Below are 23,265 nucleotides of genomic sequence, written 5' to 3' on the forward strand. Positions count from 1 at the left end.
AATTTCTCCCTCATTCTGCAGGTGGAGTCTCGGCGAACACGCGGCTGGCCCGGATGTCCGCCGCCTCGATCGTCATGAGATCGTTCCTCGCAAGCGACGCGTCCCGCTTGTTGAACAAGCGGCTGGCTTGCCGCAAGCGAGCGCGGTCCAACGCATTGCGAATGGATCGGGCATTGGCGAAATGCGGCAGCGCCTGCCGGCGCTCGATATATTCCTCCAAGGCGGACCGAGCGTCCGCGCTCAGCGTGTACTGCATTTGACCGAGCATCAGATCCGCGATAGCCAGTAACTCCGCGGCGGTATAGTCCGGGAAGGCGATGTGATGCGCGATGCGTGAAGACATTCCTGGGTTGCTACGGAAGAATCGGTCCATGCGGTCTTCGTAGCCGGCGAGAATGACGACCAGATCGTCGCGATGGTTTTCCATTTCCTGCAGCAGGATTTCGATCGCTTCCTGACCGTAGTCGCGCTCGTTCTCGGGGCGATATAAGTAGTAAGCCTCGTCGATGAACAGCACACCGCCCATAGCGCGCTTCAGCACCTCGCGTGTCTTCGGCGCGGTGTGGCCGATGTACTGGCCCACAAGATCATCGCGAGTCACAGCAACCATGTGACCTTTGCGAACGTAGCCGAGTCGATGCAGGATCTCGGCCATGCGCAGCGCGACGGTGGTCTTGCCAGTGCCGGGATTGCCAGTGAAGCTCATGTGAAGCGAGAGCGCTTCGGTGCTCAAGCCCGCCTGCCGCCGCAGCGTGTCGACGAGCAGCAGCGCACAGATGTCGCGAATGCGCGTCTTCACCGGCGCGAGACCGACCAGCTCGCTTTCGAGCTGGTCGAGCACGTCGGCGACATGAGAGTCGCGGAACGCGGCGTCGAGGTTGAAGTCGTCAGCGGTTTTGGCCACGGAGTTCATCGCAGGGCGTCTCAGTACCGATGCCCTTCCGGCCGTCGCGTCGCGTACGAGCGCAACGCATATCTCACCAGTCGTCCTGGCCCTTCCTCACGTAGCAATTCAAAGCCGGGCTCCTCCTGAGGCCGTGCCACGATGAACGACAGCCGCACCGACTCGACCCCCCGCGTCGAATCGAACGCATTGACCTTCACGTATCGATTCGGAAACGTGCGCCGGCATTCGTCCACTTCTCGCATGATGCCGGCGGCGTCCTTCAGGTCGAACATGGGAATGCCGAACATCTCCCAATAGGTATTGCGTGGATGCGGATCCTCGGTGTGCTCGACGGACACGGCCCAGCCCCGCTGCAGGCAATACTCGATCTGCGAGCTGATCTGCTGGTCGGTGAGGTCGGGAAGAAATGAGAAGGTGCCTTGAGTAAGTCGCATGGCGGTTCTCTCGGATGTAAATGTCATCAAGCGGCCGCGGTCGGCGTCGGCACGAAGTCGGGCGTGTCGGTACTCGCGTAATCGAACGTGACTTCACCCCAGGTATCCAGCGCTGCTCGCAGCGGCGTGCAGTGCTTGGCGGCGTCGGCAAGAATCGCTGGCCCTTCGCGCCAGATGTCTCGACCTTCATTTCTCGCCAGCACCATCGCCTCGAGCGCCACGCGATTTGCGGTCGCTCCCGCGGAGATTCCCATCGGATGGCCGATCGTTCCGCCGCCGAACTGAAGCACGGTGTCATCGCCGAGATAGGTCAGTAGCTGATGCATCTGCCCCGCGTGAATGCCGCCCGAAGCGACCGGCATCACCCCCGGCAGCCCGGCCCAGTCCTGCTCGAAGAAAATGCCGCGCGGCAGATCCACTGGGTTGAGCGGCTCGCGCAGCACGTTGTAGAAGCCCTGCACCGTATTCGGATCGCCTTCGAGCTTGCCGACAACGGTGCCCGCGTGCAGATGATCCACCCCTGCGAGCCGCATCCACTTGGAGATGACACGGAACGAAACGCCGTGGTTCTTCTGGCGCGTGTACGTACTGTGACCTGCTCGATGCAGATGCAGAATCATGTCGTTGTTGCGCGCCCATCGCGCCATCGATTGGATCGCGGTGTAGCCGATCACCAGGTCGATCATCACGATCACCGAGCCCAGTTGTTTCGCGAACTCGGCGCGCTCGTACATGTCCTCCATGGTCGCGGCAGTGACGTTGAGGTAATGGCCCTTGATTTCGCCGCTGGCGGCCTGAGCGCGATTCACCGCTTCCATGCAGTTGAGAAAACGATCGCGCCAATGCATGAACGGCTGCGAGTTGATGTTCTCGTCGTCTTTGGTGAAATCGAGGCCGCCTTGCAGCGCCTCGTACACCACGCGCCCATAGTTCTTGCTGGACAGACCGAGCTTGGGCTTCACTGTGGCGCCCAGCAGCGGCCGACCGAACTTATCGAGCCGCTCGCGCTCGACGATAGTGCCGGTGGCAGGACCTGCGAATGTCTTCACATACGCGACTGGCAGGCGCATGTCCTCCAGACGCAGCCCCTTGAGCGGCTTGAAGCCGAACACGTTGCCGATGATGGACGCCGTGAGATTCGCGACCGAGCCGGGCTCGAATAAGTCCAGATCGTAAGCGATATACGCGAAGTACTGACCCGGCGAGCCGGGCACCGGCTCGACCTTGTAGGCCTTGGCGCGATAGCGATCGCAAGCAGTCAATCGATCGGTCCACACCACCGTCCACGTTGCAGTTGACGACTCACCGGCCACCGCCGCGGCAGCTTCGCTCGGGTCGACACCGTCCTGTGGCGTGATGCGGAACAGCGCCAGCACATCGGTGTCCTTGGGCCGATAGCCGCTGTCCCAATAACCCATTTGCGCATACTTCAACACGCCAGCCCGATAGCGCTCGGCTACCGGATCCGATGCAGTGCGATTGCCTATTCTCTTCATAGCCCATGCCTCGAGTGTGCCGCCTCTGTGGGACACAATGTGGCCGCGCCGGCCTATTAGGTCCAATTCGAAATAGTTGACCTCGGAATAAGATTCTCTTATCTACCGGTAGGGGATCCGGTTCGCTGGAGTCACCATGCGGAACATCACTTTGAGGCAGATGCGTGTGTTCGCGTCAGTGGCGCGCTATCGCTCTTTCACCAAAGCCGCGCGCGAGCTGCATCTCACGCAGCCTGCGATTTCACAGCAGATCAAGCAGCTCGAAATCGAGGTCGGACTGCCCTTGCTCGAGCATGTCGGGCGACAGATCCATCTCACTGCGGCAGGCGATGAGCTGTTACGTTACGCGTCGCAAATCACCGAGCTGTTGCGTGAGGCGGGTGAATCGCTCGCAGCGATGCGTGGCTTGAAACGTGGCGTGCTGAAACTCGGCGCGGTGAGCACAGCGAAATACTTCGCGCCCTCGCTGCTCTCGGCTTTCGCGCCTGCCCATCCGGAAGTCACAATCCATTTCACGGTGGGCAACCGGGAAGAAATCATCCAGCAGCTCGCGGCGAACGAAACGGACCTGGTCATCATGGGCCGACCGCCGCGCGAGCTGATTACCGTCGCCGAGCCATTCGCGAAACACCCCTTGGTCGTGATCGCCTCGCCGAATCATCCGCTCGCAGGCAAGCGCCGCATTCCGTTGGAACGACTGGGCAGCGAGAGCTTCATCATCCGCGAGGAAGGTTCCGGAACGCGTGCGTCGATGGAGCATGTGTTCAGCAAACGAGGCGTGCCGATCCGCGCATTCATGGAGGTCAGCAGCAACGAGACCATCAAGCAAGCCGTCATGGCCGGCATGGGCATCGGCTTCATTTCCATCCACACCGTGGGCCTGGAACTCGCCGCCGGCAAGCTGGTGATCCTGAACGTGACCGGCCTGCCGTTGATTCGCGACTGGTTCGTGATCCACATGCGGGACAAGCGCCTGTCGCCGATCGCGGTGGCGTTCCGCAGCTTCCTGCTCGAGAAAGGTGCGGCGATCATTCATAAGACTGCCGAAGAGAGCAGATCCATTCTGCGAGCCGCCTCTGCCCAAGAGTAGTGCGGCGCGCATTCACGGTGCCACCCTCGTATACAAGCACCGTCGCGGGGCAAGCCATCGACCTGTCTCGGGCGCTTCTGATCAACAATCAGTTCACCAAACTAAAGATAAAACAAACAAATATCGCGACCCACGCCGCGCGCCACCACGGCGTTCATACGAGTTGGCCAGCTTGTTGCAACAAGAGCGAATTCGCGATGTAGCCGATCGCGACAACCAAGGGAGATTACGGCGTTTGATGTCCTGACCTGTCAAATGCTGCGGTAGGCCGTATCACCGGAGAGCGGCCTGTCGTGTCGGCATGGAGCCGACGTTTTCGTGGTTTGAATGAATACATACAAACACACGGGAGACGACCATGGATAAGAACTCGGTTTCGTTACGACTGGCCATTCTCGGAGCACTGGGCACTGCTGGCGCCACCCTCTCGCAACCAGCGCCGGCAGAGCCGGCTCACGAGAGCGTCGAGGAGGTCACGGTAGTCGGTTCCCGTCGCGCCAATGCGGCGGAAACAGTCGCACCAGTCGATGTGATATCCCCGGCGCAGTTCGGAAGCGTCGGCGCGCCCGACATGGACAACCTGCTGCGCAGCCTCGTGCCCTCCTACAACGTCTCACAACAACCGCTGAATGACGAGTCGACGCTGGTGCGGCCGGCCAACTTGCGTGGCCTGCCTCCCGACAACACGCTCGTGCTGGTAAACGGCAAGCGCCGACATCGCGGCGGCGTCATTACATTTCTGGGCGATGGCATCTCCGATGGCGCGCAAGGACCCGATGTCGGTCCCATTCCAACCATCGCGCTCAAGGAAGTCCAAGTGCTTCGGGACGGCGCGGCCGCACAGTACGGCTCCGATGCCATTGCGGGCGTCATCAACTTTCAACTGAAAGACTCCGCCGAAGGCTCTGCATTCGAAGCCCGCTACGGGCAGTACTACGCAGGCGACGGCGCGACTTCACAACTGGCGGGGAACATGGGCTTGCCGCTGGGCGCGAACGGCTTCGCCAATCTCAGCTTTGAGTTGAGCGAGTCGGATCCAACGTCACGCAGCGCTCAACGTGCCGATGCGCAAGCGCTCATCGATGCCGGCAACACGGCGGTCCTCACGCCGGCCCAAGTTTGGGGACAGCCGAAGATCAAGGACTCGATCAAGTTCTTCGTCAACACTGGCTACGAGTTCACGCAAAGCCTCGAAGGCTATTTCTTCGGCAACTATGCGACGCGCGAGGTCGACGGTGGCTTCTTCTATCGCAACCCGAACACGCGCGCCGCGGTGTACTCGAACGATGGCGGCGCAACGCTGCTGGTTGCGGACCTGAACCCCAACAACGCCATCTCGTGCCCCACCGTGGCGATCAACAACAATGCGCCCGACCCCGCCGCGCTCGCGCTGATCTCCTCCGGCGGCGCGCTGGACTCGGAATGTTTCGTCTTCAACGAGATGTTCCCGGGCGGTTTCACGCCGCGCTTCGGCGGCAAGATCGTCGATCAGTCCGCGGTCGCCGGCCTGCGCGGCACCTTCGCCAGCGGTCTGCGTTACGACGTGAGCGCCGCTTATGGCAGCAGCGAGGTCGATTTCTTCATCTACAACACCGTCAACGCCTCGCTGGGGCCCGACACGCCGACGAGCTTCAAGCCCGGCGTGAATCATCAAACCGACACCAACTTCAACATCGATCTGGCGTACCCGCTCGCTATCTCCGGCCTGGCCTCGCCATTGAACGTCGCGTTCGGCTTCGAATGGCGCGAGGAGGAATTCGAAGTCGAGCGCGGCCAGCTCGAGTCGTATCAGATCGGGCCGTATGCATCCCAAGGCTTCAGCTCCGGCTCGAACGGCTACAGCGGTTACGGTCCGCAGTCCGCAGGCGTGTTCGCGCGTGAGAACATCGCGCTCTACCTCGATCTCGAGGCCGATGTCACGGACAAGTTGATCCTGGGCACTGCCGTGCGCTGGGAAGACTTCGCTGACTTCGGCACGACGACGAATTTCAAAGTGGCGGCACGCTACGAGCTCACCGACAACTTCGCAGTCCGATCGACCGTGAGCACCGGCTTCCGCGCCCCGACGCCCGGACAAGCGAACATCGTGCGCACGATCACGCAGATGGTGAACGGCCAGCTGAGCGAGACCGGCGTCTTGCCGCCGACCAACCCGATCGCGATCGCACTGGCCAACGTCGCTTCCGACGGCGCCTTCTCCGCCGCGCCGCTCAAGCCCGAAGAGTCCTTCAACTGGACGCTCGGCACGACCTTCGATCTGGGGCCGGTCGGCGTGACGCTGGACTATTTCAACATCACGCTCAAGGACCGGATCGCGCTCAGCAGCCTGATCGACATCGATCGCTCCGATCCGGCGCAGATCGCGATTCTCGATCAATTGAGCACCAGCGGCGTGCCGGGCGCGTCGACACTCACGGCGTTCCAGTTCTTCACCAATGACTTCGAGACCGAGACCCAGGGCATCGACCTGGTCGCGACCCTGCCGTTCGCGTTCGCCGGCGGCAACTCGAGCCTGACGCTCGCGCTCAACTGGACCGATACCAGCCTGAAGGAGATCACCGCCCTGGCGGACGCAACCCGCAAGATACAACTGGAAGATCAGCTGCCCGGCTATCGCGCGATCCTTACGGGCACGCATTCGGTGGGGCCGTGGAGCTTCATGGCGCGCACCAGCTATTACGACTCATACATCGTCGCACTGGATATCGGCGCCGACGCCAGCGGCCAGTTCAATGGCAAGTATGGCGGCGAGCTGCTGGTGGACCTGGAAGCGAGCTATCGGATCATCGATGGCTACACACTCACCGTTGGCGTGCAGAACATCTTCGACAACACGCCCGACCAATTCCCCAACCCCGAGCTCAACAGCGGCGCGATCTACCCCACCGGCTCGCCCATGGGCTTCAACGGCGGGTTCTGGTACGCCCGGCTCAACATCAATTTCTAGGCGGAATCGAGCGATGGAGTTGAGGCGCGGTGTGCCAGCACGCCGCGCCTGCTGTTGGAGAAAAAACATATGACGAACACACCGCTCTCACGACGCAAGTTTCTGCACTTGGTTGGCGCCTTCGGTGGCTCGACTGCTGTATATCGCGCCGCGCTTGGTATGGGCTTGCTGCCAACGAGTGCACAGACTCATCGGCCGCAGATCGCGCCCCTTCGCACCCGCGATCGCAAGTCGGTCTTGATCCTGGGTGCCGGCATCTCCGGTCTGGCCGCCGCGTACGAGCTCGACCGCAAAGGCTATGACGTGCAAGTCATCGAGGCTTCACATCGTGCCGGCGGTCGCAATCTCACTCTGCGTGGCGGCGATCTGATCGATGAAGCGGAGTACCCGCAAACCTGCGAGTTCGATCGCGATCCGGATCTTTATTTCAACGCCGGGCCGGCGCGCATTCCCGGTCACCATGCGTCATTTCTCGAATACTGCAAGGAGCTGAACATACCGCTGGCGCCTTTCATCAACGAAAACCGCAATGCCTGGGTGCAGGATGACGCGATGTTCGGCGGGCGCCCGCTGCGCAATCGCGAGTACATTGCTGACTCACGCGGCTTCGTGGCCGAGCTGCTCGCCAAGACTGTGCGGCCGGAGAGCTTCGGCACGGCGTTCAACAACAACGACTATCAGCAACTGCTCGAATATCTGCGGCAGTTCGGCGAGCTCGACAGCCGCTTCAAATACGTCAGCTCGACGCGCGCCGGCTACGCCACGCACGACTACACGAGTCCGCCCGCTTTCAAGCAGCCGCTCAATGCCAGCGAGCTGCTCCGGTCGGGCTTCATCTACTTGATGAGCTTCAGCGAGCTGGACGATCAGTCCGCGATGATGATGGAGCCGGTCGGAGGCATGGACCGCATCGTCACCGCCTTCATGGCCAAGATCGGTCGCCTGGTGAAGCTGAGCTCGCCCGTGCAGTCCATCCGTCTCGGCGCATCAGGCGTCGATGTGCGTTATCGCCACGGCGGCGGCACTGCCGATGCGCACGCGGATTTCTGCCTCACCTGCATTCCCATGCACCTGCTGGCCCGTATCGAGCATAACTTTCCCAAGGAGTACGCAGACGCGCTCACCGCCGTGCCTCACGGCAAGCTGTTCAAGATCGGGCTGCAAATGAAGCAGCGCTTCTGGGAGAGCGAGGGCATCTATGGAGGCATTTCCTGGACCATGCAGGACATCATGCAACTGTGGTATCCGGCTCATGGCATCCACCGGCAGAAGGGCGTGATGCTCGGCGCATACACCTTCAGCGATGAGGTGGCCGAGAAGTTCGCACGATTGCCACCGGCGCAGAGAATCGCGCTGGCCATCCAGCAAGGCGAGAAAATTCATCCCGGCTATGGCCGCCACGTGGAGAGCAGTATCAGCATTGCCTGGCATCGCATGAATCACATGTTCGGCTGCCCCGCGCAGTGGAGCGAGCCGTTGCAATCTCAATGCTTCAAGACCCTGCAGGCACCGGCCGGCAACCACTACCTCATCGGCGATCAGATGAGCTATCACCCCGGCTGGCAGGAAGGTGCGCTACATTCCACCTTCCATGCGATCGCGGACATCGACAAGCGCGTCCGCGCGAGCGCTGCCTGAATCTCATTCCTCGCTAACAAGGAGAACCGATGAACCGCCTGGTCCATCTTGCCAACGCCGCAATCTGCTCTGCCCTGCTCGCCAGCACTGCACAGGCCGCCGACGTCGTAAGACATCCACTGCTCGGAGGCTCGAAGTTTCCGATCGCGCGAGCCGTCGAGGTTCCCGCCGGCACCAGCATCCTCTTTCATAGCGGCACGACGCCCGCGCCGCTCGATCCGAAAGCTCCCGCGGGCACTGCCGCCTATTGGGGCGACACCAAGACTCAAGCCCTGAGCACTTTTGCCAGGATCAAAGAATCGCTCGACCAGCTCGGCGTGGGCTTTGGCGACGTGGTCGCGATGACCGTGTACCTGGTCGGCGATCCAGCCAAGGGCGGCCGCATGGATTTCGATGGCTTCATGGCCGCGTACTCGCAGTACTTTGGCACGGCGGAACAGCCCAACCTGCCGGCGCGCTCCACCGTGCAGGTTGCCGGTCTCGTGCAGCCCGGCATGCTGGTGGAGGTCGAAGTGCAGCTGGTGAAACCCAGCCGTTGAGCTGGGTTTGCATCCCTCGTAATTACTCATACAATTAAAGTCCGTCCTGTTCGTCAGGACTGACTCGAGGGATGAACGCAGTGTCGACAGGAATCAATCGCCGCGAATTGCTCGCGGCTGCGGGTGCGCTCGGCCTGCTCACGCAGAGCGCATCGTCACCATCGCAGGCAGCTCCGACAGCGAGCAGCGGCGGCTCGCCGCTGCTCGCGCCCACTCCCCCGATGGGCTGGAACAGCTGGAATTCCTTCGCCACGACCATCACCGAGGCACAGGCGATCGCGAACGCCGAAATCATGGCGCGCGCATTGAAGCCGTTCGGTTACGACATCTTCACCATCGACATTCAATGGTATGAGGGCGCAGCTACAGGCTACGACTACAACACCAAGCCCATCCCGACCATGGATGAGCACGCGCGACTGCTGCCCGCACCGAATCGATTCCCTTCCAGCGTGAAAGGCGCTGGGTTCAAACCCATTGCCGACAAAGTTCACGCACTGGGCTTGAAGTTTGGCGTGCATCTGATGCGCGGCATTCCTCGTCTCGCGGTTGAACGCAACCTGCCCATCCTCGGCGGCAAATGGAAAGCTCGCGACATCGCAAACACCGCCAGCGTGTGCCCCTGGAACCCGGACATGTACGGCGTCGACATGAGCAAGCCCGGTGCCCAGGAGTACTACAACAGTGTGTTCGCACTGTTCGCCTCCTGGGGCATCGACTTCGTGAAGATGGACGACATGAGTCGACCTTACGACGCGAACGCGCCGGAGATCGAAGCCGCGCAGCGAGCCATTCAGGCCAGCGGCCGTCCGATGATTCTGAGCCTGTCACCCGGCGAGACCCCGCTCGCGAGCGGCGAGCACGTGCGGCGCTATGCGCAGATGTGGCGCATCAGCGATGACTTCTGGGATGAGTGGCCGCAGCTCAAAGCGCAATTCACGCGACTTGAGAACTGGTCCATGTTTCGTCGGCCCGGTCGCTGGCCGGACGCGGACATGCTGCCGCTGGGCCGATTGCAGATGGGCAAGCGCGATTGTCGTTTCACGCCGGACGAGCAACGCACCTTGATGACACTGTGGTCCATCGCACGCTCACCGCTGATCATGGGGGGCGACCTGCGGCACCTCGATCCCGCGACGCTCGCGTTGCTGACCAATCGCGAAGTGCTCGCGGTCAATCAGGCGAGCCGCGACAACCAACCGGCTGCACTCATCGAGGAAGTGCGCACCTGGACAGCACGTGCTGAGCAGGGCGAGACGCGCTATCTCGCGATGTTCAACATCAGCGACAAAGCTGACATCAAGCAGGTCCACTTCGATCTTGCTCGCCTGGGGCTCAAATCCGTGAAGGTGCGAGATCTGTGGGCGCAGCGTGACATCGGCACCGTTCGTGACCGCGTGTCCGCCACTCTCGCTCCGCACGCCTCCCTGCTATACGGACTCACGCCGACCTGAGCGCCGAATTCTGACGTCGCTGTAAGCTGCCGCCTCTGTTTGCAATGTCGTTCGATTTGCTGGACGCTATCTGCAGCGGGAGCCCGAACGATGAAAAGCAAGCGCCGGCGTATCGCCTGGCTGATCTTATGCGTGCCGCTGTATGCGGCCTGCTCGATGACCTATCTCGGTCAGTCCGGAAGCGCGAACAACAGCGACTGGCGGACGGCCAGCCGCGAGCCTGTCGGCCTCGCACCCGATCCTGCCAAGACTCCCGAAGCGGTCGTGCAGGTATATGCCGCGCGCACTATCAATTGGAAAGGTTATTTCGGCGTGCACACCTGGATTGCGGTGAAGCGCAGCGGCGCGCCCGAATTCACGGTTCACGAAGTCATCGGCTATCGATTGCAACGGGATGGCACAACGGTCGTCTCACGCGTGCGCCCGCCTGACAGCCGTTGGTTCGGCGCCGCGCCCGATTTGCTCAGAGATGCTCGCGGCCCCGGCGTCGACGCTTTGATCGATCGTATCGAAACGGCCGTGCAGAACTATCCTTACAACGGCACCTATCGCATCTGGCCCGGCCCCAACTCGAACACCTTCACTGCGTTCGTGCTGCGCGATGTGCCCGAGTTGCGCGTCGACTTACCCCCAACCGCCATCGGCAAGGATTATCTCGGCCTGAACCCAGTGGCGCTCACTCCGAGCGGCACCGGTGCTCAAGTGAACATGTTTGGCATCGCCGGCGTCGCTGCCGGTTGGGAAGAAGGCGTCGAGCTGAATCTGTTGGGCCTGACCTTCGGCGTCGATCCCGTGAGCCTCTCGATCAAGCTGCCCCTGCTCGGCCGCATCGGGCCGGATGATCATGAGCCGCGGATCATCGAGTAGGACTGGATGATGCGGATGCCCGGTTCGGCGCGAACCGCGGCATCGATCATGGCGCGAGCGATCGTCGGCGCCGGGTTCACACGCCAACGTAACGGCAGCATGAAACCAAACACGGTCAACGCTCCCAACATCAGACGTTCGTAAAGGCGGAACTCATCGCGATGGCCGCCGATGAAGCCGGGACGCGCGATCGTCAGCGATGGAAAATTCAGACGCGTCAGATCGCGCTCCACCTCGCCTTTTACTTGGGTATAAAAGATCCGCGACGACGGATCGGCGCCCACGGACGAATTCAATACATAAGCCGGCGTGCCGTGCTGACGAGCCAAACGGGCAACTGCCAGCGGATATTCGTAGTCGACCCGTTTGAACGCTTCACGTGAGCCGGCAGTACGCATCGTGGTGCCGAGCGCGCAGATGACTGCATCCGCTTGCCACCACGGTGCCTCGGCAGGCAGGTGATCGAAATCCACCTCCACCGCCTGGAGTTTCGGGTGCGGCGGCAATGCGCGACGAGCCAATGCAACGACGCTGGCAATCCTGGAATCGGCCAGCGCGCAGTCCAGGACATTGCGTCCCACCAGCCCCGTCGCACCAACGACCAGCAGTTTCATGGCGCCTCACTTCGCGAACAACTGCCCCAGATCCTTGAACGCTTTGAATTCCAGCGCGTTGCCGCACGGGTCGAACAGGAACATCGTGGCTTGTTCGCCGGTTTGACCTGGAAAGCGGATGTGCGGCTCGATCGCGAATGCGACGCCGAACGACCGTAAACGATCGGCCAGCGCCTGCCATTGATCCCAACCGAGCACGACGCCGAAGTGCGGCACCGGCACATCGTGACCGTCGACGGGATTGGTATGCGCATGCTCCTGCGATGCCGTCTTGGGATGCTCGTGAATCACCAACTGATGACCGAAGAAGTTGAAATCCACCCACTGCGTGCTCGAACGCCCCTCGGGCAAACCGAACACTTCGCCATAGAAACGGCGCGCGGCGGGCAGATCGTGAACGGGAATGGCCAAATGAAATGGTGCCAGACTCATCGTGCGCTCAGCGCGGTTGCGGGAAGAAAATTCATCCTAGCCGGCGGGCGCGACAGCAGACAAGAGAAATTCGTTATGCTCGGCCACCAGCCGCGCATCGAAGCGCGACAGTCACACTTTCGAGGGATTCGACATGAAGTTTGTCCTCACCTGCCTGACGACTCTGCCGCTGGTCGCCGGTTTGGCGCACGCGGCCAGCGATAGCGAATGGCAATCGTTGTTCGATGGCACCTCACTGAGCGGCTGGCGCGTAATCAATGGCTCGGCGAAATACGAAGTGGTCGACGGCGCCATCGTCGGCACGACACAGGCAGGCTCACCCAACAGCTTTCTCGCCACCGAGCGCAGCTTCGGCGATTTCATCCTGGAATTCGAGACCAAACAAACCGTCGGGCCGAGCAATAGCGGCGTGCAGTTTCGCAGTCAGAGCAAACCGGAAGTCATGCAGGGCCGCGTGCATGGCCCGCAGATGGACCTGGATCCGTCCGAGCGCCAGTGGACCGGCGGCCTGTACGATGAAGCCATGAGCGGCTGGTGGTATCCCGGCACCCTCAATCCTCAGCCCGGCTTGTACAAATTCAACGAATGGAATCAAATCCGCATCGAGGCGGTCGGTCCGTCGCTGCGCACCTGGGTCAATGGCCAGCTGTCGGCGTATGTGCTGGATGCGACTTACAAGGACGGCTTCATCGCGCTGCAAGTCCATTCCATCGACAAGCCCGATGAGGCCGGCCGCAAGATTCTCTGGCGCAACATGCGCATCAAGGAACATCCGGCCGCCTCGCCCGCCGCTGCGACCATCTTCGTTCGTAACAATCTGCCCAACGATCTCAGCGAGGTCGAGCGCCAGCAGGGATGGCAGCTGCTGTGGGATGGCACCTCCATGACCGGCTGGCGCAGCGTCAAGCGCGACGGCCCGCCCGCCAATGGCTGGCGAATCAAAGACGGGGAACTGATCGTCACCGGCAGCGGTGGCGGCGACATCGTTACGGAGAAAACATTCGGCGCCTTCGAGCTGCAGCTGGATTTCAAGCTCACGCCGGGCGCGAACAGCGGCATAAAATATTACGTGGCCGACGATGGCACGGGCAATGCCGTGGGACTGGAATATCAGTTGCTGGATGACGACCGTCACGCGGATGCGAAGCAAGGCAAGGATGGCAACCGCAGACTGGCATCGTTGTACGATATTCAGCCGCGCGAGAGACTGATGACCAATGTCGGCATCGCGCCGAAGGTGGGCGAATGGCAGCATGCACGCATCGTCGCCAAGCCCGACGGCACCATCGAGCACTGGCTCAACGGTGTCAAAGTGCTGAGCTATCAGCGCGGCTCGGAGGATTTCCAGCGCCGCGTCGCCGCCAGCAAGTTCAAGGACATCGCCGGCTTCGGCCAGCTGGAACAAGGCCGGATTCTGCTGCAGGATCACGGCGACGAAGTCCGTTTTCGCAGCATCAAAATCCGTACGCTTTAGGAACGAGCGATGAGCAACACCGATCGACGCACTTTTCTGCAATCCGCCGGCCTGGCTGGGATCGCCTCCGCCATGTCATCGACCGCCCTTGCGCAGGGCACGCCAGCGCTTGAAAAAGCCAAGACCCAAGCGCCCGCGAGCAAACATTCGCTCCGCTTCGGCGTGATCGGGCTCGATCATGCGCACATCTATGGCATGACCTCCGCCATACAACGTGGTGGCGGCCAGCTCGTGGCCGTTTACGGCTCGGACCCAAAGCAGATCGCCGACTTTCGCGCCAAATTCGGCGACGTGAAGGTCGCGCGCAGCGAAGACGAAATCCTGCAGGACAAATCCATTCAATTGATTGCCGGCGCGCCCATCCCCGATCAGCGCGCCCCGCTCGGCGTTCGAGCGATGCGGGCCGGCAAGGACTATCTGGCCGACAAGCCCGGCATCGTCACTTTGGAACAGCTCGCCGAGGTGCGCCGCACCGTCGAAGCAACGGGCCGCAAGTTCGCCATCATGTATTCGGAGCGGCTGGAAGTGCGCTCGGCCGTCTATGCAGGTGAGCTGATTCGCCAGGGCGCGATCGGCCGCGTCATTCAAACCGTCAATCTCGCGCCCCATCGCGTGAATGCGCCGTCGCGTCCGGCCTGGTTCTGGGACAAGGCGCGCTTCGGCGGCATTCTCACTGACATTGGCTCACATCAGGCCGATCAATTTCTGTACTACACCAATAGCACGCAGGCGCACGTCGTCGCCGCCCAGACCGGCAACCTGGCGCACCCCAACTATCCGAAGTTCGAAGACTTTGGCGACATGATGATGAGCGGCAACGGCGGCACGGGGTATGTGCGAGTCGATTGGTACACGCCCGATGGCCTGAGCACCTGGGGTGACGGGCGTTTGTTCATTTTGGGCACCGAGGGTTACATCGAGCTGCGCAAATACATCAACGTCGCCTCCGGTTTGTCGGGCGGCGATCACTTGTACATCGTCGATCGCCAACAAGCGCGCTATATCGATTGCAAGGAAGTGGCGCTGCCGTTCGGGCCGCAGTTCGTGACCGACATCGTCGAGCGCACGCAGACGGCGCAGGACCAGAAGCAAGCCCTGTTGGCCGCCGAGCTGGTCCTGACCGCCCAGAGGGATGCCACGCGTCCGACTCTGAGCTGATAATTGGCCTGACCATGTTAGCGATCCCAGCCCAGCATTGACAGGCTCCCCCTGCTGAATTAACAATCCACTGGTCAGGCCACTTTCCGCTGAAGGTGGCCGGTCAGGGGGAATTCCGGTCACCGATGCCGCTGCAAAGAAGCGGCACGGCCGCGCTCGCCCGCGGTAAAGCCAAGCCTTCCTCCATGGCGATCGGCCCTGCACCCCACGGACGAGGGAGCTGAAGATGGCAAGGAGCATTGCGTCGGCGAGCGTCGGAGTGTTGTCTTTATGTCTGGGTACCGCCTTTGCACAGCAAACATCCAGCACCGGCGGCAGCCAGGTCGAAGAGGTCATCGTCACCGGCTTTCGCGAGAGCATCGAAGTGTCGCTCGCGGCCAAGCGCGATTCGGTGAACTTCACCGATTCCATCAGCGCCGAGGATGTCGGCAAGCTGCCGGACAACAACCTGGCCGAAGCTCTGCAGCGTGTGCCGGGCGTGCAGATCTCGCGCACCAACGGCGAAGGTCAGCAGATTTCACTGCGCGGCATGGGGCCGAGCTTTGCTCGCGTGTTACTCGATGGCATGCCGGTCTCGGCCGCTGCCGAAGGCAGCGTCGATCAACAAGCTCGCAATCGCGAGTTCGATTTCGATCTGTTGCCCTCGGAAATCTTCAGCATGCTGCAGGTTTCTAAAACGCCGAGGGCGAGCACCGTCGAAGGCGGCCTCGCCGGCACGGTGGATCTGCGCACGCCCCACCCGTTCGACTACAACGGCTTTCAGGCGAGTTACCAGCTGCAAGCCATGTATCAGTCCTCGTCCGAGGAAGTCGACCCGCGCGGCAGCTTTCTGGTCAGCAAGAATTGGCATGGAAAATTCGGTGCGCTGCTGAGCGTATCGATGTCACAGCGAACCTTCCGTACCGACGGCTGGAGCTCGCAAGGCTGGACCTCGGGGCGCGTGCCTGGCAATCCGCCGACCCCGGATCTGATTTACCAAGCGGGCTTCGACTGGAACCTGCCGAGCGTCGGCGCCTCACCCGCCAATCAAAGCCCCGACTTCATCAATGAATCCGGCTTGACCAACGCGCAGCTCGCCAACACACAGCTGCCGCGACTCGGCCGCCCGGAAGTGCAACTCGGCGATCGCGATCGCATCGGTGGCACGCTGGCCTTGCAATGGGCGCCGAACGACAGCCTGTTGTTCAACCTCGATGTGATCTACGCCAAGCTGGACTCCGATTTCGCTCGTTACACCAACAATCTGCTGGTGAGAAACACCAATCGGCAAACCGCGGGGCCGACCGGTTTCGGCTATCTCACGCCGAGCAACTTCTCGATCGATGGCAACAACACGCTCACTCACGGCACGCTGCTCAACGCGAAATTCTGGTCGGAGAATCGGCTGTTCGAGCAGGAGTCCGACTTCAAGCATCTCGGTCTGGGCAGCTCGTGGCAGATCACGGACAACATCGGTTTGGACGTGAAAGCCTCAAGAGCGGAATCCGACTTCCGCTGGCGCATGACCACCTATCTGTTCTTGTCACGCCCGGGCACGGTCGACATCGACGTGCCGGGCGACGGCATTCCCGTGATCAGACCGCAGCTCGATCTGACCAACGTGGCCAACTGGCAGTTCGACACCGTGCGCGTGCAACCGCGCACGCGCGAAGAGGAGAACGAGAACCTCGCACTCGATCTCAAATTCGGCGACGACGAGCGCAACATTCGGGTCGGCGCGCTGGCCAACAAGTTTTATCGCGATCGCCTCGTGTATTCCTCTTCCGTCGGTGTGACACAAGGAGCCGCGCTGACACCCTACGGCTATACCGGCGGAGCGAATCTCAGCCAGTTCGGCATCGCCAACTTCGCCAGGGTGGTGCCAGTGAACTATGGCGAGCACTTCGACAGATCGGCCGGCTACAGCCGCTGGATCGTGAGCGACCTCGACGCGTTCAGCCGGATGTTGAATCCGAACGCACTGGACGCCGCCGCCAATCTGGATTTCCAGAACTCCGGCAGCTTCGAAGAGCAGAACCTCTCGGCCTATGTCGAGGCGAACACGGCATTGGACTTGTGGGGCCGCACCCTGCGCGTCAACGCCGGCGTGCGCCATGTGCAGACCGAGCACGAGATGATCGGATTCGTGCGCACTTCCTCGACGCCGCCGGCCGCGAGCAATCTGTTCGGTTTGCGCAAGGAAGACTACGGACGCAGCGTCATCGACGGCGATTATTCCGAAACGCTGCCGTCGCTGAATCTCGCTTATGACGTGAGCGACTCGGTACTGGCTCGTTTCTCGGTGTCGCGAGCGCTGACGCGACCCAATCCCGCCGACTTGCAGCTGTTCACTTCTCTCAGCACCGCCGGCGTGGTCTCACAAGGCAATCCGAACCTGGATCCCTATATCTCCGATCAACTCGACGGCGGCCTGGAATGGTATTTCTCCGACGGCGCAGTGTTGGGCGGCAATCTGTTCTACAAGGAAATCACCGGCTTCGTGCAGCGGCAGAATGTCCTGCAGCCCTTTCGTAACGCCGGCATCGCGCTCGATACCATCACCGATCCGACCATCCTGGCGTTGTTGCCCAACGGCCTCGACACCCTGCTGCTGTTCAACAGGCCGGTGAACCTCGACTCGACGACTTATTTGAAAGGCCTGGAATTGCTGTACCAGCAACGTCTCGATCATCTGTTACAGGGCTCGGGCGTCACCGTGAACTACACGCGCCTGGATCCCGGCAGTCAGGTGATCCTCGGCCTCGCCAAGCACAATCTCAACGCGGTCGCTTACTATGAACAGGAGCGCTTCGCCCTGCGTCTGAGTTATAACTATCGTTACGACTACGTGGAGTGCGAGCGCAACTGCAGCTCCACCTCCCCGCAAACAGGCTTCCGGCTGCAAGCGGGTTATCTGGACTTCAACGGCAGCGTAAACTTCACGGCGCTCGGCCAGGATCTGACGCTGAGCCTGGAAGTGCTCAATCTCATCGATGAGGAAGAGTATTCGTTCTACGGTTATGAGAACCGCGCGAATACATTGAACAAACCCGGCCGCCAGTTCATTCTGGGTATTCGCGGCCAGTTTTAGGAAGATGACATGCGCTCACGACACCCTGCGAACGCCTTTTCCCGCCGGACCTTTGGCAAGACGCTGATCGGATTATCGCTGCCGCTAATACTGCCCAGCCGGCTGCTGGGCGCCAACGCGCCCAGCAATCGCATTCGTGTCGCCCAGATCGGCTGCGGTCGCATTGCGCGCGACCATGACATGCCAGGTGTGTTGAAGTCCGGGCTCGCCGACATCGTCGCAGTCTGCGACGTCGATGCGAATCGCGCGGCGGACGGCAAGAAACGTGTCGAAGAGCTGTATCGCGAGATCAATGCAACCGCGCCGACGGTCAGCGTGCACGCCGACTATCGCGAAATCCTGCAGCGTAAGGACATCGACGCGGTCGTCATCAGCACCCCGGATCATCAGCACGCCGAGCCGGCGCTGGCGGCGATATTGGCCGGCAAGGATGTTTATTTGCAGAAGCCGTTCACGATGACCATTGCCGAAGGCAAGGTACTGCGGGATGCGGTCGCACGCAGCAAGCGCATTCTGCAAGTCGGCAGTCAGCAGCGCTCGTGGCTGCAGTTTCGTCAGGCCGCCGAATTGGTTCGCTCGGGACGCGTCGGCCAGGTGCGCAGCGTCGAGATTGGCTTGCCCATCGATCCCACCGCCCCAGACAACCCGGCGCAGGCCGTGCCGCAAGGGTTCGATTTCGATCGATGGCTCGGACCGGCTGAGCTTGCGTATTACACCGAGCAGCGCGTTCATCCACGCGCGGACTACTCGCGCCCCGGCTGGCTGCGTAATGAATCGTTCTGTCTCGGCATGATTACCGGCTGGGGCTCACACCACTACGACACCATGCACTGGGCGCTCGATCTGGAATCGAGCGGCCCCTCGCGCGTCGAAGGGACTGCGGAGTTCCCGACCAACAAGATCTGGAACGTGCATGGCGCTTACGACGTAAAGCTTACATACCCGGGCGACGTCCGCGTGCATGTTTCCGACAAGCATCCGAACGGTCTGAAATTCGTCGGCGACGAGGGCTGGATCTGGGTGAGCCGCGATGGTCAGGCGACCGCCAGCGATCCAAAGTCCGCACAGACGCTGCCACCGCTCGCCGCAAGTGACAAACGCCTGCTCGACCCGAAGGGTCTGAAAGTCGAGCTGCCTCGCAGCGACAGTCATCACAAGAACTGGCTGGAGAGCGTGCTGTCGCGCAAGGAGCCGCTCGCTCCCGCGCACATCGCTCATCGCAGCGGCAGCGCCTGCATCGTCAGCTGGATCGCGATGAAGCTGCAACGACCACTCACCTGGGATGTGAAATCCGAAAGCTTCCTCAACGACGCCGAAGCCAACAAATGGCTGTCACGTCCCGAGCGCGCCCCGTACGGCGTGTCCCGATTGATCAAGAGCTGATCGACATCATGCGGAATTCGTTGAAGTCGCTGGTCAGCGCGACGCTGATGCTTGCTGCTGCCCTCACCTCCCACGCCGAAGGCGTCACAGGCCCGGTGCGTCTGCTGACGCTCGACCCGGGTCATTTCCACGCCTCGCTGGTGCAGAAGTTCATGTATGAAGGCGTCGATCCGCTGGTGCACGTCTACGCGCCGAAAGGCGATGACGTGCTCGAGCACATGAAGCGCATCGAAGGCTTCAACAAGCGAGCGGATCAGCCCACGAACTGGCGCACCGAGCTCTACACCGGGCCCGACTACTTGCAGCGCATGCTCAAGGATCGCAGCGGCAACGTGGTCGTCATCTCGGGAAACAACGCGCACAAGGCGGAGTACATCCTGAGCTCCATCGACACCGGCTTCAATGTGCTCGCCGACAAGCCGATGGCGATCACGCCGCCCGACTTCGAGAAGCTGAAACAGGCGTTCGCGGTCGCCGAGAAAAAAGGCACCCTGCTCTACGACATCATGACCGAGCGCTTCGAGATCACTTCGATCTTGCAGCGAGAGCTGTCGCAGCGGGCGGAGCTGTTCGGCTCATTGCAGAAAGGCACCCCCGCCAATCCCGCGATCAGCAAAGAGAGCGTGCATCACTTTTCGAAAATCGTGGCCGGCTCGCCGTTGAAGCGGCCGGAATGGTTCTTCGACGTGCGCCAGCAAGGCGAAGGGCTCGTGGATGTCACGACGCATCTGGTGGACCTGGTGCAGTGGCAGGCCTTTCCCGAGCAGACGCTTCAGCCGGCAGATGCGAAAGTGCTCACCGCAAAACACAGCCGCACGCCCATCACCCTCGAACAGTTCAGCACGGTGACCGGCGCCACCGCGTTCCCGGATTTCCTGAAACCCGATGTTCGCAATGGCGTGCTGAATGTTTATGCGAATGGCGAATTCACCTATCGACTGCGCGATGTGCACGCGCTGATCTCGGTGAAGTGGGACTTCGAAGCACCGCCCGGCGCCGGTGACACGCATTTCTCGGTGATGCGCGGGACCAAGGCCACCCTCAAGATTCAGCAAGGCGCGGCGCAGCAGTTCAAGCCCGTGCTGTACATCGAAGGCACCAAGGACGAGGCCGCTGTGAAGAGCGCCATCGCCTCCTTACAAAGCAAGTACCCCGGTGTAGACGTGCGCCGCGACGGCAACCGCTGGGCGGTCGTCGTGCCGGAGAAATACAACGTCGGCCACGAAGCACATTTCGCCCAGGTTACCGAGAACTTCCTCAAATACCTGCGCTCGGGCAAGCTGCCGGCATGGGAAGTGCCCAACATGCTGACCAAATACTCAACCATCATGCAGGCGTATCGGCTCAGCCGCGCCGATTGAGATCAGACGAACACGGAATGCGATTTCATACAGCGGGCCTCGGCGCCCTCGCGGCCACTTGTTTGGCCTTGATACCGACCTGGCAGGCGCAGGCGCAAAGCGGCGATCGGCCCGGTGAGCAGCAACAGCCGCCGCCGGCGCATCTCAAAGCGCCGCCCGCGCCAGCGCTGAAACCCGAAGACGCACTGAAAACATTACGCGTCGCCCCCGGCTTTCGGGTGGAGCTCGTCGCCAGCGATCCGCTGCTGTTCGATCCCGTAGCCATCAGCATCGGCCCGGACGGCCGCATGTGGGTGGTGGAAATGCGCGCCTACATGCCCAACGCCGACGGCGTCGGCGAAGATGCACCGATCGGCACGATTGCGACACTGGAAGACACGGACAATGACGGCGTCTATGACAAGCGTACCGAGTTTGCCAGCGGCCTGATCCTGCCTCGCGCGCTCGCCCTCGTGGGTGATGGCGTGCTGGTCGCCGAACCGCCGAACCTCTGGTTCATGCGAGACACCGATAACGACGGCAAGGCCGACGACAAACAACTGGTCGCAAACGATTACGGCAATCCCTCGAATCCGGAGCACAGCGCGAACGGCCTGCTGTGGGGCTTCGACAATTGGATTTATAGCGCGAATCACACGACGCGCTTCCGGTATGAGCGCGGCCAATGGAAGCGCGAGCCGACGTTGTTTCGCGGTCAGTGGGGCATCGCGCAAGACGACTTCGGCCAGCTGTACTTCAACAACAACAGCGTCGCGCTGTACACCGACACCTTGCCGGCCGAATATCTGTTCCGCAATCGTAGCCTGCCGAACCCACGCGGCTCGAACGTGCAAATGGCGCGCGCCAGCGAAATATCTGTCTGGCCCGCTCGCGTGACGACGGGTGTCAACCGTGGCTATCAGATCTTACGAGAAGACGGCACCTTGCCCGTCCTCACGGCTGCCAGCGGCCCTGCGATCTATCGCGGCTCGATGTTTCCAGAAAGCTTCCGCGGCGATGCCTTCATCTGCGAGCCCGCCGGCAATCTCGTGAAACGACTCGTGATCGAAGAGCGAGACGGCGTGCCTCGCGTACGCAATGCTTATGAGCGAAGCGAATTCCTCGCGTCGACCGATGAGCGCTTTCGGCCGGTAAATCTGTACAACGGGCCCGACGGCTCGCTGTATGTCGTGGACATGTACCGCGGCATCATCCAGCACCGAATCTTCCTCACGACGTACCTGCGCAATCAGATCAAGGAACGCGGGCTCGAAGCACCGCTCGGCATGGGACGCGTCTATCGCATCGTGCCGGAGAATTCCTCTCGTCGTGCTGCTCCGAATCTGGCGAAGGCCACACCGTCGCAACTCGTCACCGCGCTCGATCACGAGGATGCGTGGGTGAGAGAAACGGCGCAGCGCCTGCTCGTTGAGCGTCAGGACGCGAGCGCTGTCTCCGCACTTCGACGCCTGGTTGCAAATTCAACTCGTCCAGCGACACGCGTTCATGCGCTGTGGACGCTCGATGGTATCGGGGCAGTCGATTGGCCCACAGCGACCGCAGGCTTGCGCGATGCCGAGCCACGCGTCGCATCCGTCGCCGTCCGCGTTTCTGAGAAATTCCTGACGACGGAACCGGAGCGCACGATCAAGGCGCTGTTGGAACGTGCGCGATGGAATGAACCGGCGGTCGTTCGTCAGGTTGCACTGTCGCTGGGCAAAGCCAATGGCAAGCACGCAGACCCGGCTCTGCTGCAACTGGCCCGGCAAGCGGGCTCGCAACCCTACGTCGCGGACGCCATCGTCAGCAGCATCGGCGGTCGCGAACCCGCGTTTGTGACATCGCTGATCGCGACCGAGAGCAAATCCGATGTTTCCAACGCGTCGCCCGTGCTCGCCGTCGCGGCCGCAACGGTCCTGCAGACAGGCGATGTCGATCAAAGCGCGGCGCTGCTCAGCCGCCTGACTCAACCAAAGACGAACCCGTGGGTCCGTACTGCCTTGCTCGACGGCATCGATCGCCTCATCCCGCGAGCCGACGACGGTTCGAAAACGGATGGCCTATCTGGCCGCAGAGCCGAAAGCGCTCCTCACATACGCTGCGAGCGGCGCGACCGATGCGCCCAGAGCCGCACAGCTGGCGACGTTCCTGCGCTGGCGTGGCTCCGCAGTGGACACGGCCGCGTCACTCGCAAAACTGACACCCGAACAACGCGCCCTCTATGACAAAGGGCGTGGCTCGTTCGCCGTGTGCGCTGCCTGTCATCAAGAAGAGGGCCAGGGAATGAAGGGCCTCGCCCCCGCGCTCGCCGGGTCGCAATGGGTGAACGGCTCGCCGCAGGCGGGGGTTCGTATCGTGCTCAATGGCAAGGTCGATCAACTCGCCATGCCGGGGCCTGTCTCTTATACACATCTGACGCTGC

General features: G+C 61.7%; 18 protein-coding genes. 13 read left to right on the plus strand and 5 right to left on the minus strand.

All coding sequences use genetic code 11. The annotated features are described in order from the left end of the window. Positions 1–10: 10 nt before the first annotated feature. The 3 genes from cbbX to D0550_RS33475 are packed head-to-tail and all read right to left on the minus strand — an operon-like array spanning position 11 to position 2,837. Positions 11–913, minus strand: coding sequence for a CbbX protein (cbbX, locus tag D0550_RS33465; protein WP_116813520.1), 903 nt, complete (start codon positions 911–913; stop codon positions 11–13). An 11-nt stretch (positions 914–924) separates the two neighbouring features. Beyond that, positions 925–1,341 carry a ribulose bisphosphate carboxylase small subunit gene (locus D0550_RS33470; RefSeq protein WP_116813521.1) on the minus strand — a complete coding sequence of 139 codons (417 nt, stop codon included), beginning with the start codon at positions 1,339–1,341 and terminating at the stop codon, positions 925–927. 26 nt (positions 1,342–1,367) lie between these two features. Continuing rightward, entirely contained in the window at positions 1,368–2,837 is a 1,470-nt protein-coding gene (locus tag D0550_RS33475; RefSeq protein WP_116813522.1) for a form I ribulose bisphosphate carboxylase large subunit, read from the minus strand. A gap of 136 nt (positions 2,838–2,973) precedes the next feature. Here D0550_RS33475 and D0550_RS33480 point away from each other — a divergent pair, with 136 nt between their 5' ends. From D0550_RS33480 to D0550_RS33505, 6 genes are all read left to right on the plus strand, one after another. Beyond that, entirely contained in the window at positions 2,974–3,927 is a 954-nt protein-coding gene (locus D0550_RS33480; RefSeq protein ID WP_116813523.1) for a LysR family transcriptional regulator, read from the plus strand. Positions 3,928–4,285: 358 nt separating this feature from the next. Next, the gene (locus D0550_RS33485) at positions 4,286–6,874 is read left to right on the plus strand and encodes a TonB-dependent receptor plug domain-containing protein (RefSeq protein WP_116813524.1); all 2,589 of its coding nucleotides are present in this window, start codon (positions 4,286–4,288) and stop codon (positions 6,872–6,874) included. A gap of 69 nt (positions 6,875–6,943) precedes the next feature. Further along, positions 6,944–8,512, plus strand: coding sequence for a flavin monoamine oxidase family protein (locus D0550_RS33490; protein WP_116813525.1), 1,569 nt, complete (start codon positions 6,944–6,946; stop codon positions 8,510–8,512). A 29-nt stretch (positions 8,513–8,541) separates the two neighbouring features. Further along, the gene (locus tag D0550_RS33495) at positions 8,542–9,051 is read left to right on the plus strand and encodes a RidA family protein (protein WP_116813526.1); all 510 of its coding nucleotides are present in this window, start codon (positions 8,542–8,544) and stop codon (positions 9,049–9,051) included. Between the two features lie 71 nt (positions 9,052–9,122). After that, the gene (locus D0550_RS33500) at positions 9,123–10,505 is read left to right on the plus strand and encodes a glycoside hydrolase family 27 protein (protein ID WP_174842530.1); all 1,383 of its coding nucleotides are present in this window, start codon (positions 9,123–9,125) and stop codon (positions 10,503–10,505) included. A 90-nt stretch (positions 10,506–10,595) separates the two neighbouring features. Continuing rightward, a complete protein-coding gene (locus tag D0550_RS33505; RefSeq protein ID WP_206606713.1) occupies positions 10,596–11,372 on the plus strand; it encodes a DUF3750 domain-containing protein in 777 nt (258 codons plus the stop codon). Here D0550_RS33505 and D0550_RS33510 read toward each other — a convergent pair. Continuing rightward, positions 11,348–11,986: an NAD(P)H-binding protein gene (locus tag D0550_RS33510; RefSeq protein ID WP_116813527.1), complete on the minus strand. Its 639-nt coding sequence runs from the start codon at positions 11,984–11,986 to the stop codon at positions 11,348–11,350. The two genes, D0550_RS33505 and D0550_RS33510, sit on opposite strands and share 25 nt — an antisense overlap. A 6-nt stretch (positions 11,987–11,992) precedes the next feature. Beyond that, positions 11,993–12,418, minus strand: coding sequence for a VOC family protein (locus D0550_RS33515; protein ID WP_116813528.1), 426 nt, complete (start codon positions 12,416–12,418; stop codon positions 11,993–11,995). 133 nt (positions 12,419–12,551) lie between these two features. Between D0550_RS33515 and D0550_RS33520 the strand changes: the two genes are divergently transcribed. The 7 genes from D0550_RS33520 to D0550_RS37330 form a co-directional block, all read left to right on the plus strand. Next, positions 12,552–13,892 (plus strand): 3-keto-disaccharide hydrolase, encoded by a 1,341-nt coding sequence (locus D0550_RS33520; protein WP_116813529.1) that lies wholly within the window; start codon positions 12,552–12,554, stop codon positions 13,890–13,892. Between the two features lie 9 nt (positions 13,893–13,901). Then, complete coding sequence (locus tag D0550_RS33525; protein ID WP_116813530.1) at positions 13,902–15,050, plus strand: Gfo/Idh/MocA family protein; 1,149 nt, start codon at positions 13,902–13,904, stop codon at positions 15,048–15,050. A 226-nt stretch (positions 15,051–15,276) separates the two neighbouring features. After that, positions 15,277–18,120 carry a TonB-dependent receptor gene (locus D0550_RS33530; RefSeq protein WP_116813531.1) on the plus strand — a complete coding sequence of 948 codons (2,844 nt, stop codon included), beginning with the start codon at positions 15,277–15,279 and terminating at the stop codon, positions 18,118–18,120. A gap of 9 nt (positions 18,121–18,129) precedes the next feature. Beyond that, on the plus strand, positions 18,130–19,503 hold the full coding sequence (locus tag D0550_RS33535) for a Gfo/Idh/MocA family oxidoreductase (RefSeq protein WP_116813532.1): 1,374 nt from the start codon (positions 18,130–18,132) through the stop codon (positions 19,501–19,503). A gap of 8 nt (positions 19,504–19,511) precedes the next feature. Beyond that, entirely contained in the window at positions 19,512–20,864 is a 1,353-nt protein-coding gene (locus D0550_RS33540) for a putative oxidoreductase C-terminal domain-containing protein (RefSeq protein ID WP_116813533.1), read from the plus strand. Positions 20,865–20,881: 17 nt separating this feature from the next. Next, positions 20,882–23,068 (plus strand): DUF7133 domain-containing protein, encoded by a 2,187-nt coding sequence (locus D0550_RS36265; RefSeq protein ID WP_161966210.1) that lies wholly within the window; start codon positions 20,882–20,884, stop codon positions 23,066–23,068. Then, the coding region (locus D0550_RS37330) for a c-type cytochrome (RefSeq protein ID WP_414717369.1) at positions 23,013–23,265 on the plus strand (253 nt) is incomplete at its 3' end. The genes D0550_RS36265 and D0550_RS37330, both read left to right, overlap by 56 nt.

This window comes from Steroidobacter cummioxidans (assembly GCF_003104955.1).

Excerpts from the sequence above, each read along its gene's own strand:
- cbbX (WP_116813520.1), bottom strand. The coding sequence starts at position 913 with ATGAACTCCGTGGCCAAAACCGCTGACGACTTCAACCTCGACGCCGCG.
- D0550_RS33470 (WP_116813521.1), bottom strand. The coding sequence starts at position 1,341 with ATGCGACTTACTCAAGGCACCTTCTCATTTCTTCCCGACCTCACCGAC.
- D0550_RS33475 (WP_116813522.1), bottom strand. The coding sequence starts at position 2,837 with ATGAAGAGAATAGGCAATCGCACTGCATCGGATCCGGTAGCCGAGCGC.
- D0550_RS33480 (WP_116813523.1), top strand. The coding sequence starts at position 2,974 with ATGCGGAACATCACTTTGAGGCAGATGCGTGTGTTCGCGTCAGTGGCG.
- D0550_RS33485 (WP_116813524.1), top strand. The coding sequence starts at position 4,286 with ATGGATAAGAACTCGGTTTCGTTACGACTGGCCATTCTCGGAGCACTG.
- D0550_RS33490 (WP_116813525.1), top strand. The coding sequence starts at position 6,944 with ATGACGAACACACCGCTCTCACGACGCAAGTTTCTGCACTTGGTTGGC.
- D0550_RS33495 (WP_116813526.1), top strand. The coding sequence starts at position 8,542 with ATGAACCGCCTGGTCCATCTTGCCAACGCCGCAATCTGCTCTGCCCTG.
- D0550_RS33500 (WP_174842530.1), top strand. The coding sequence starts at position 9,123 with ATGAACGCAGTGTCGACAGGAATCAATCGCCGCGAATTGCTCGCGGCT.
- D0550_RS33505 (WP_206606713.1), top strand. The coding sequence starts at position 10,596 with ATGAAAAGCAAGCGCCGGCGTATCGCCTGGCTGATCTTATGCGTGCCG.
- D0550_RS33510 (WP_116813527.1), bottom strand. The coding sequence starts at position 11,986 with ATGAAACTGCTGGTCGTTGGTGCGACGGGGCTGGTGGGACGCAATGTC.
- D0550_RS33515 (WP_116813528.1), bottom strand. The coding sequence starts at position 12,418 with ATGAGTCTGGCACCATTTCATTTGGCCATTCCCGTTCACGATCTGCCC.
- D0550_RS33520 (WP_116813529.1), top strand. The coding sequence starts at position 12,552 with ATGAAGTTTGTCCTCACCTGCCTGACGACTCTGCCGCTGGTCGCCGGT.
- D0550_RS33525 (WP_116813530.1), top strand. The coding sequence starts at position 13,902 with ATGAGCAACACCGATCGACGCACTTTTCTGCAATCCGCCGGCCTGGCT.
- D0550_RS33530 (WP_116813531.1), top strand. The coding sequence starts at position 15,277 with ATGGCAAGGAGCATTGCGTCGGCGAGCGTCGGAGTGTTGTCTTTATGT.
- D0550_RS33535 (WP_116813532.1), top strand. The coding sequence starts at position 18,130 with ATGCGCTCACGACACCCTGCGAACGCCTTTTCCCGCCGGACCTTTGGC.
- D0550_RS33540 (WP_116813533.1), top strand. The coding sequence starts at position 19,512 with ATGCGGAATTCGTTGAAGTCGCTGGTCAGCGCGACGCTGATGCTTGCT.
- D0550_RS36265 (WP_161966210.1), top strand. The coding sequence starts at position 20,882 with ATGCGATTTCATACAGCGGGCCTCGGCGCCCTCGCGGCCACTTGTTTG.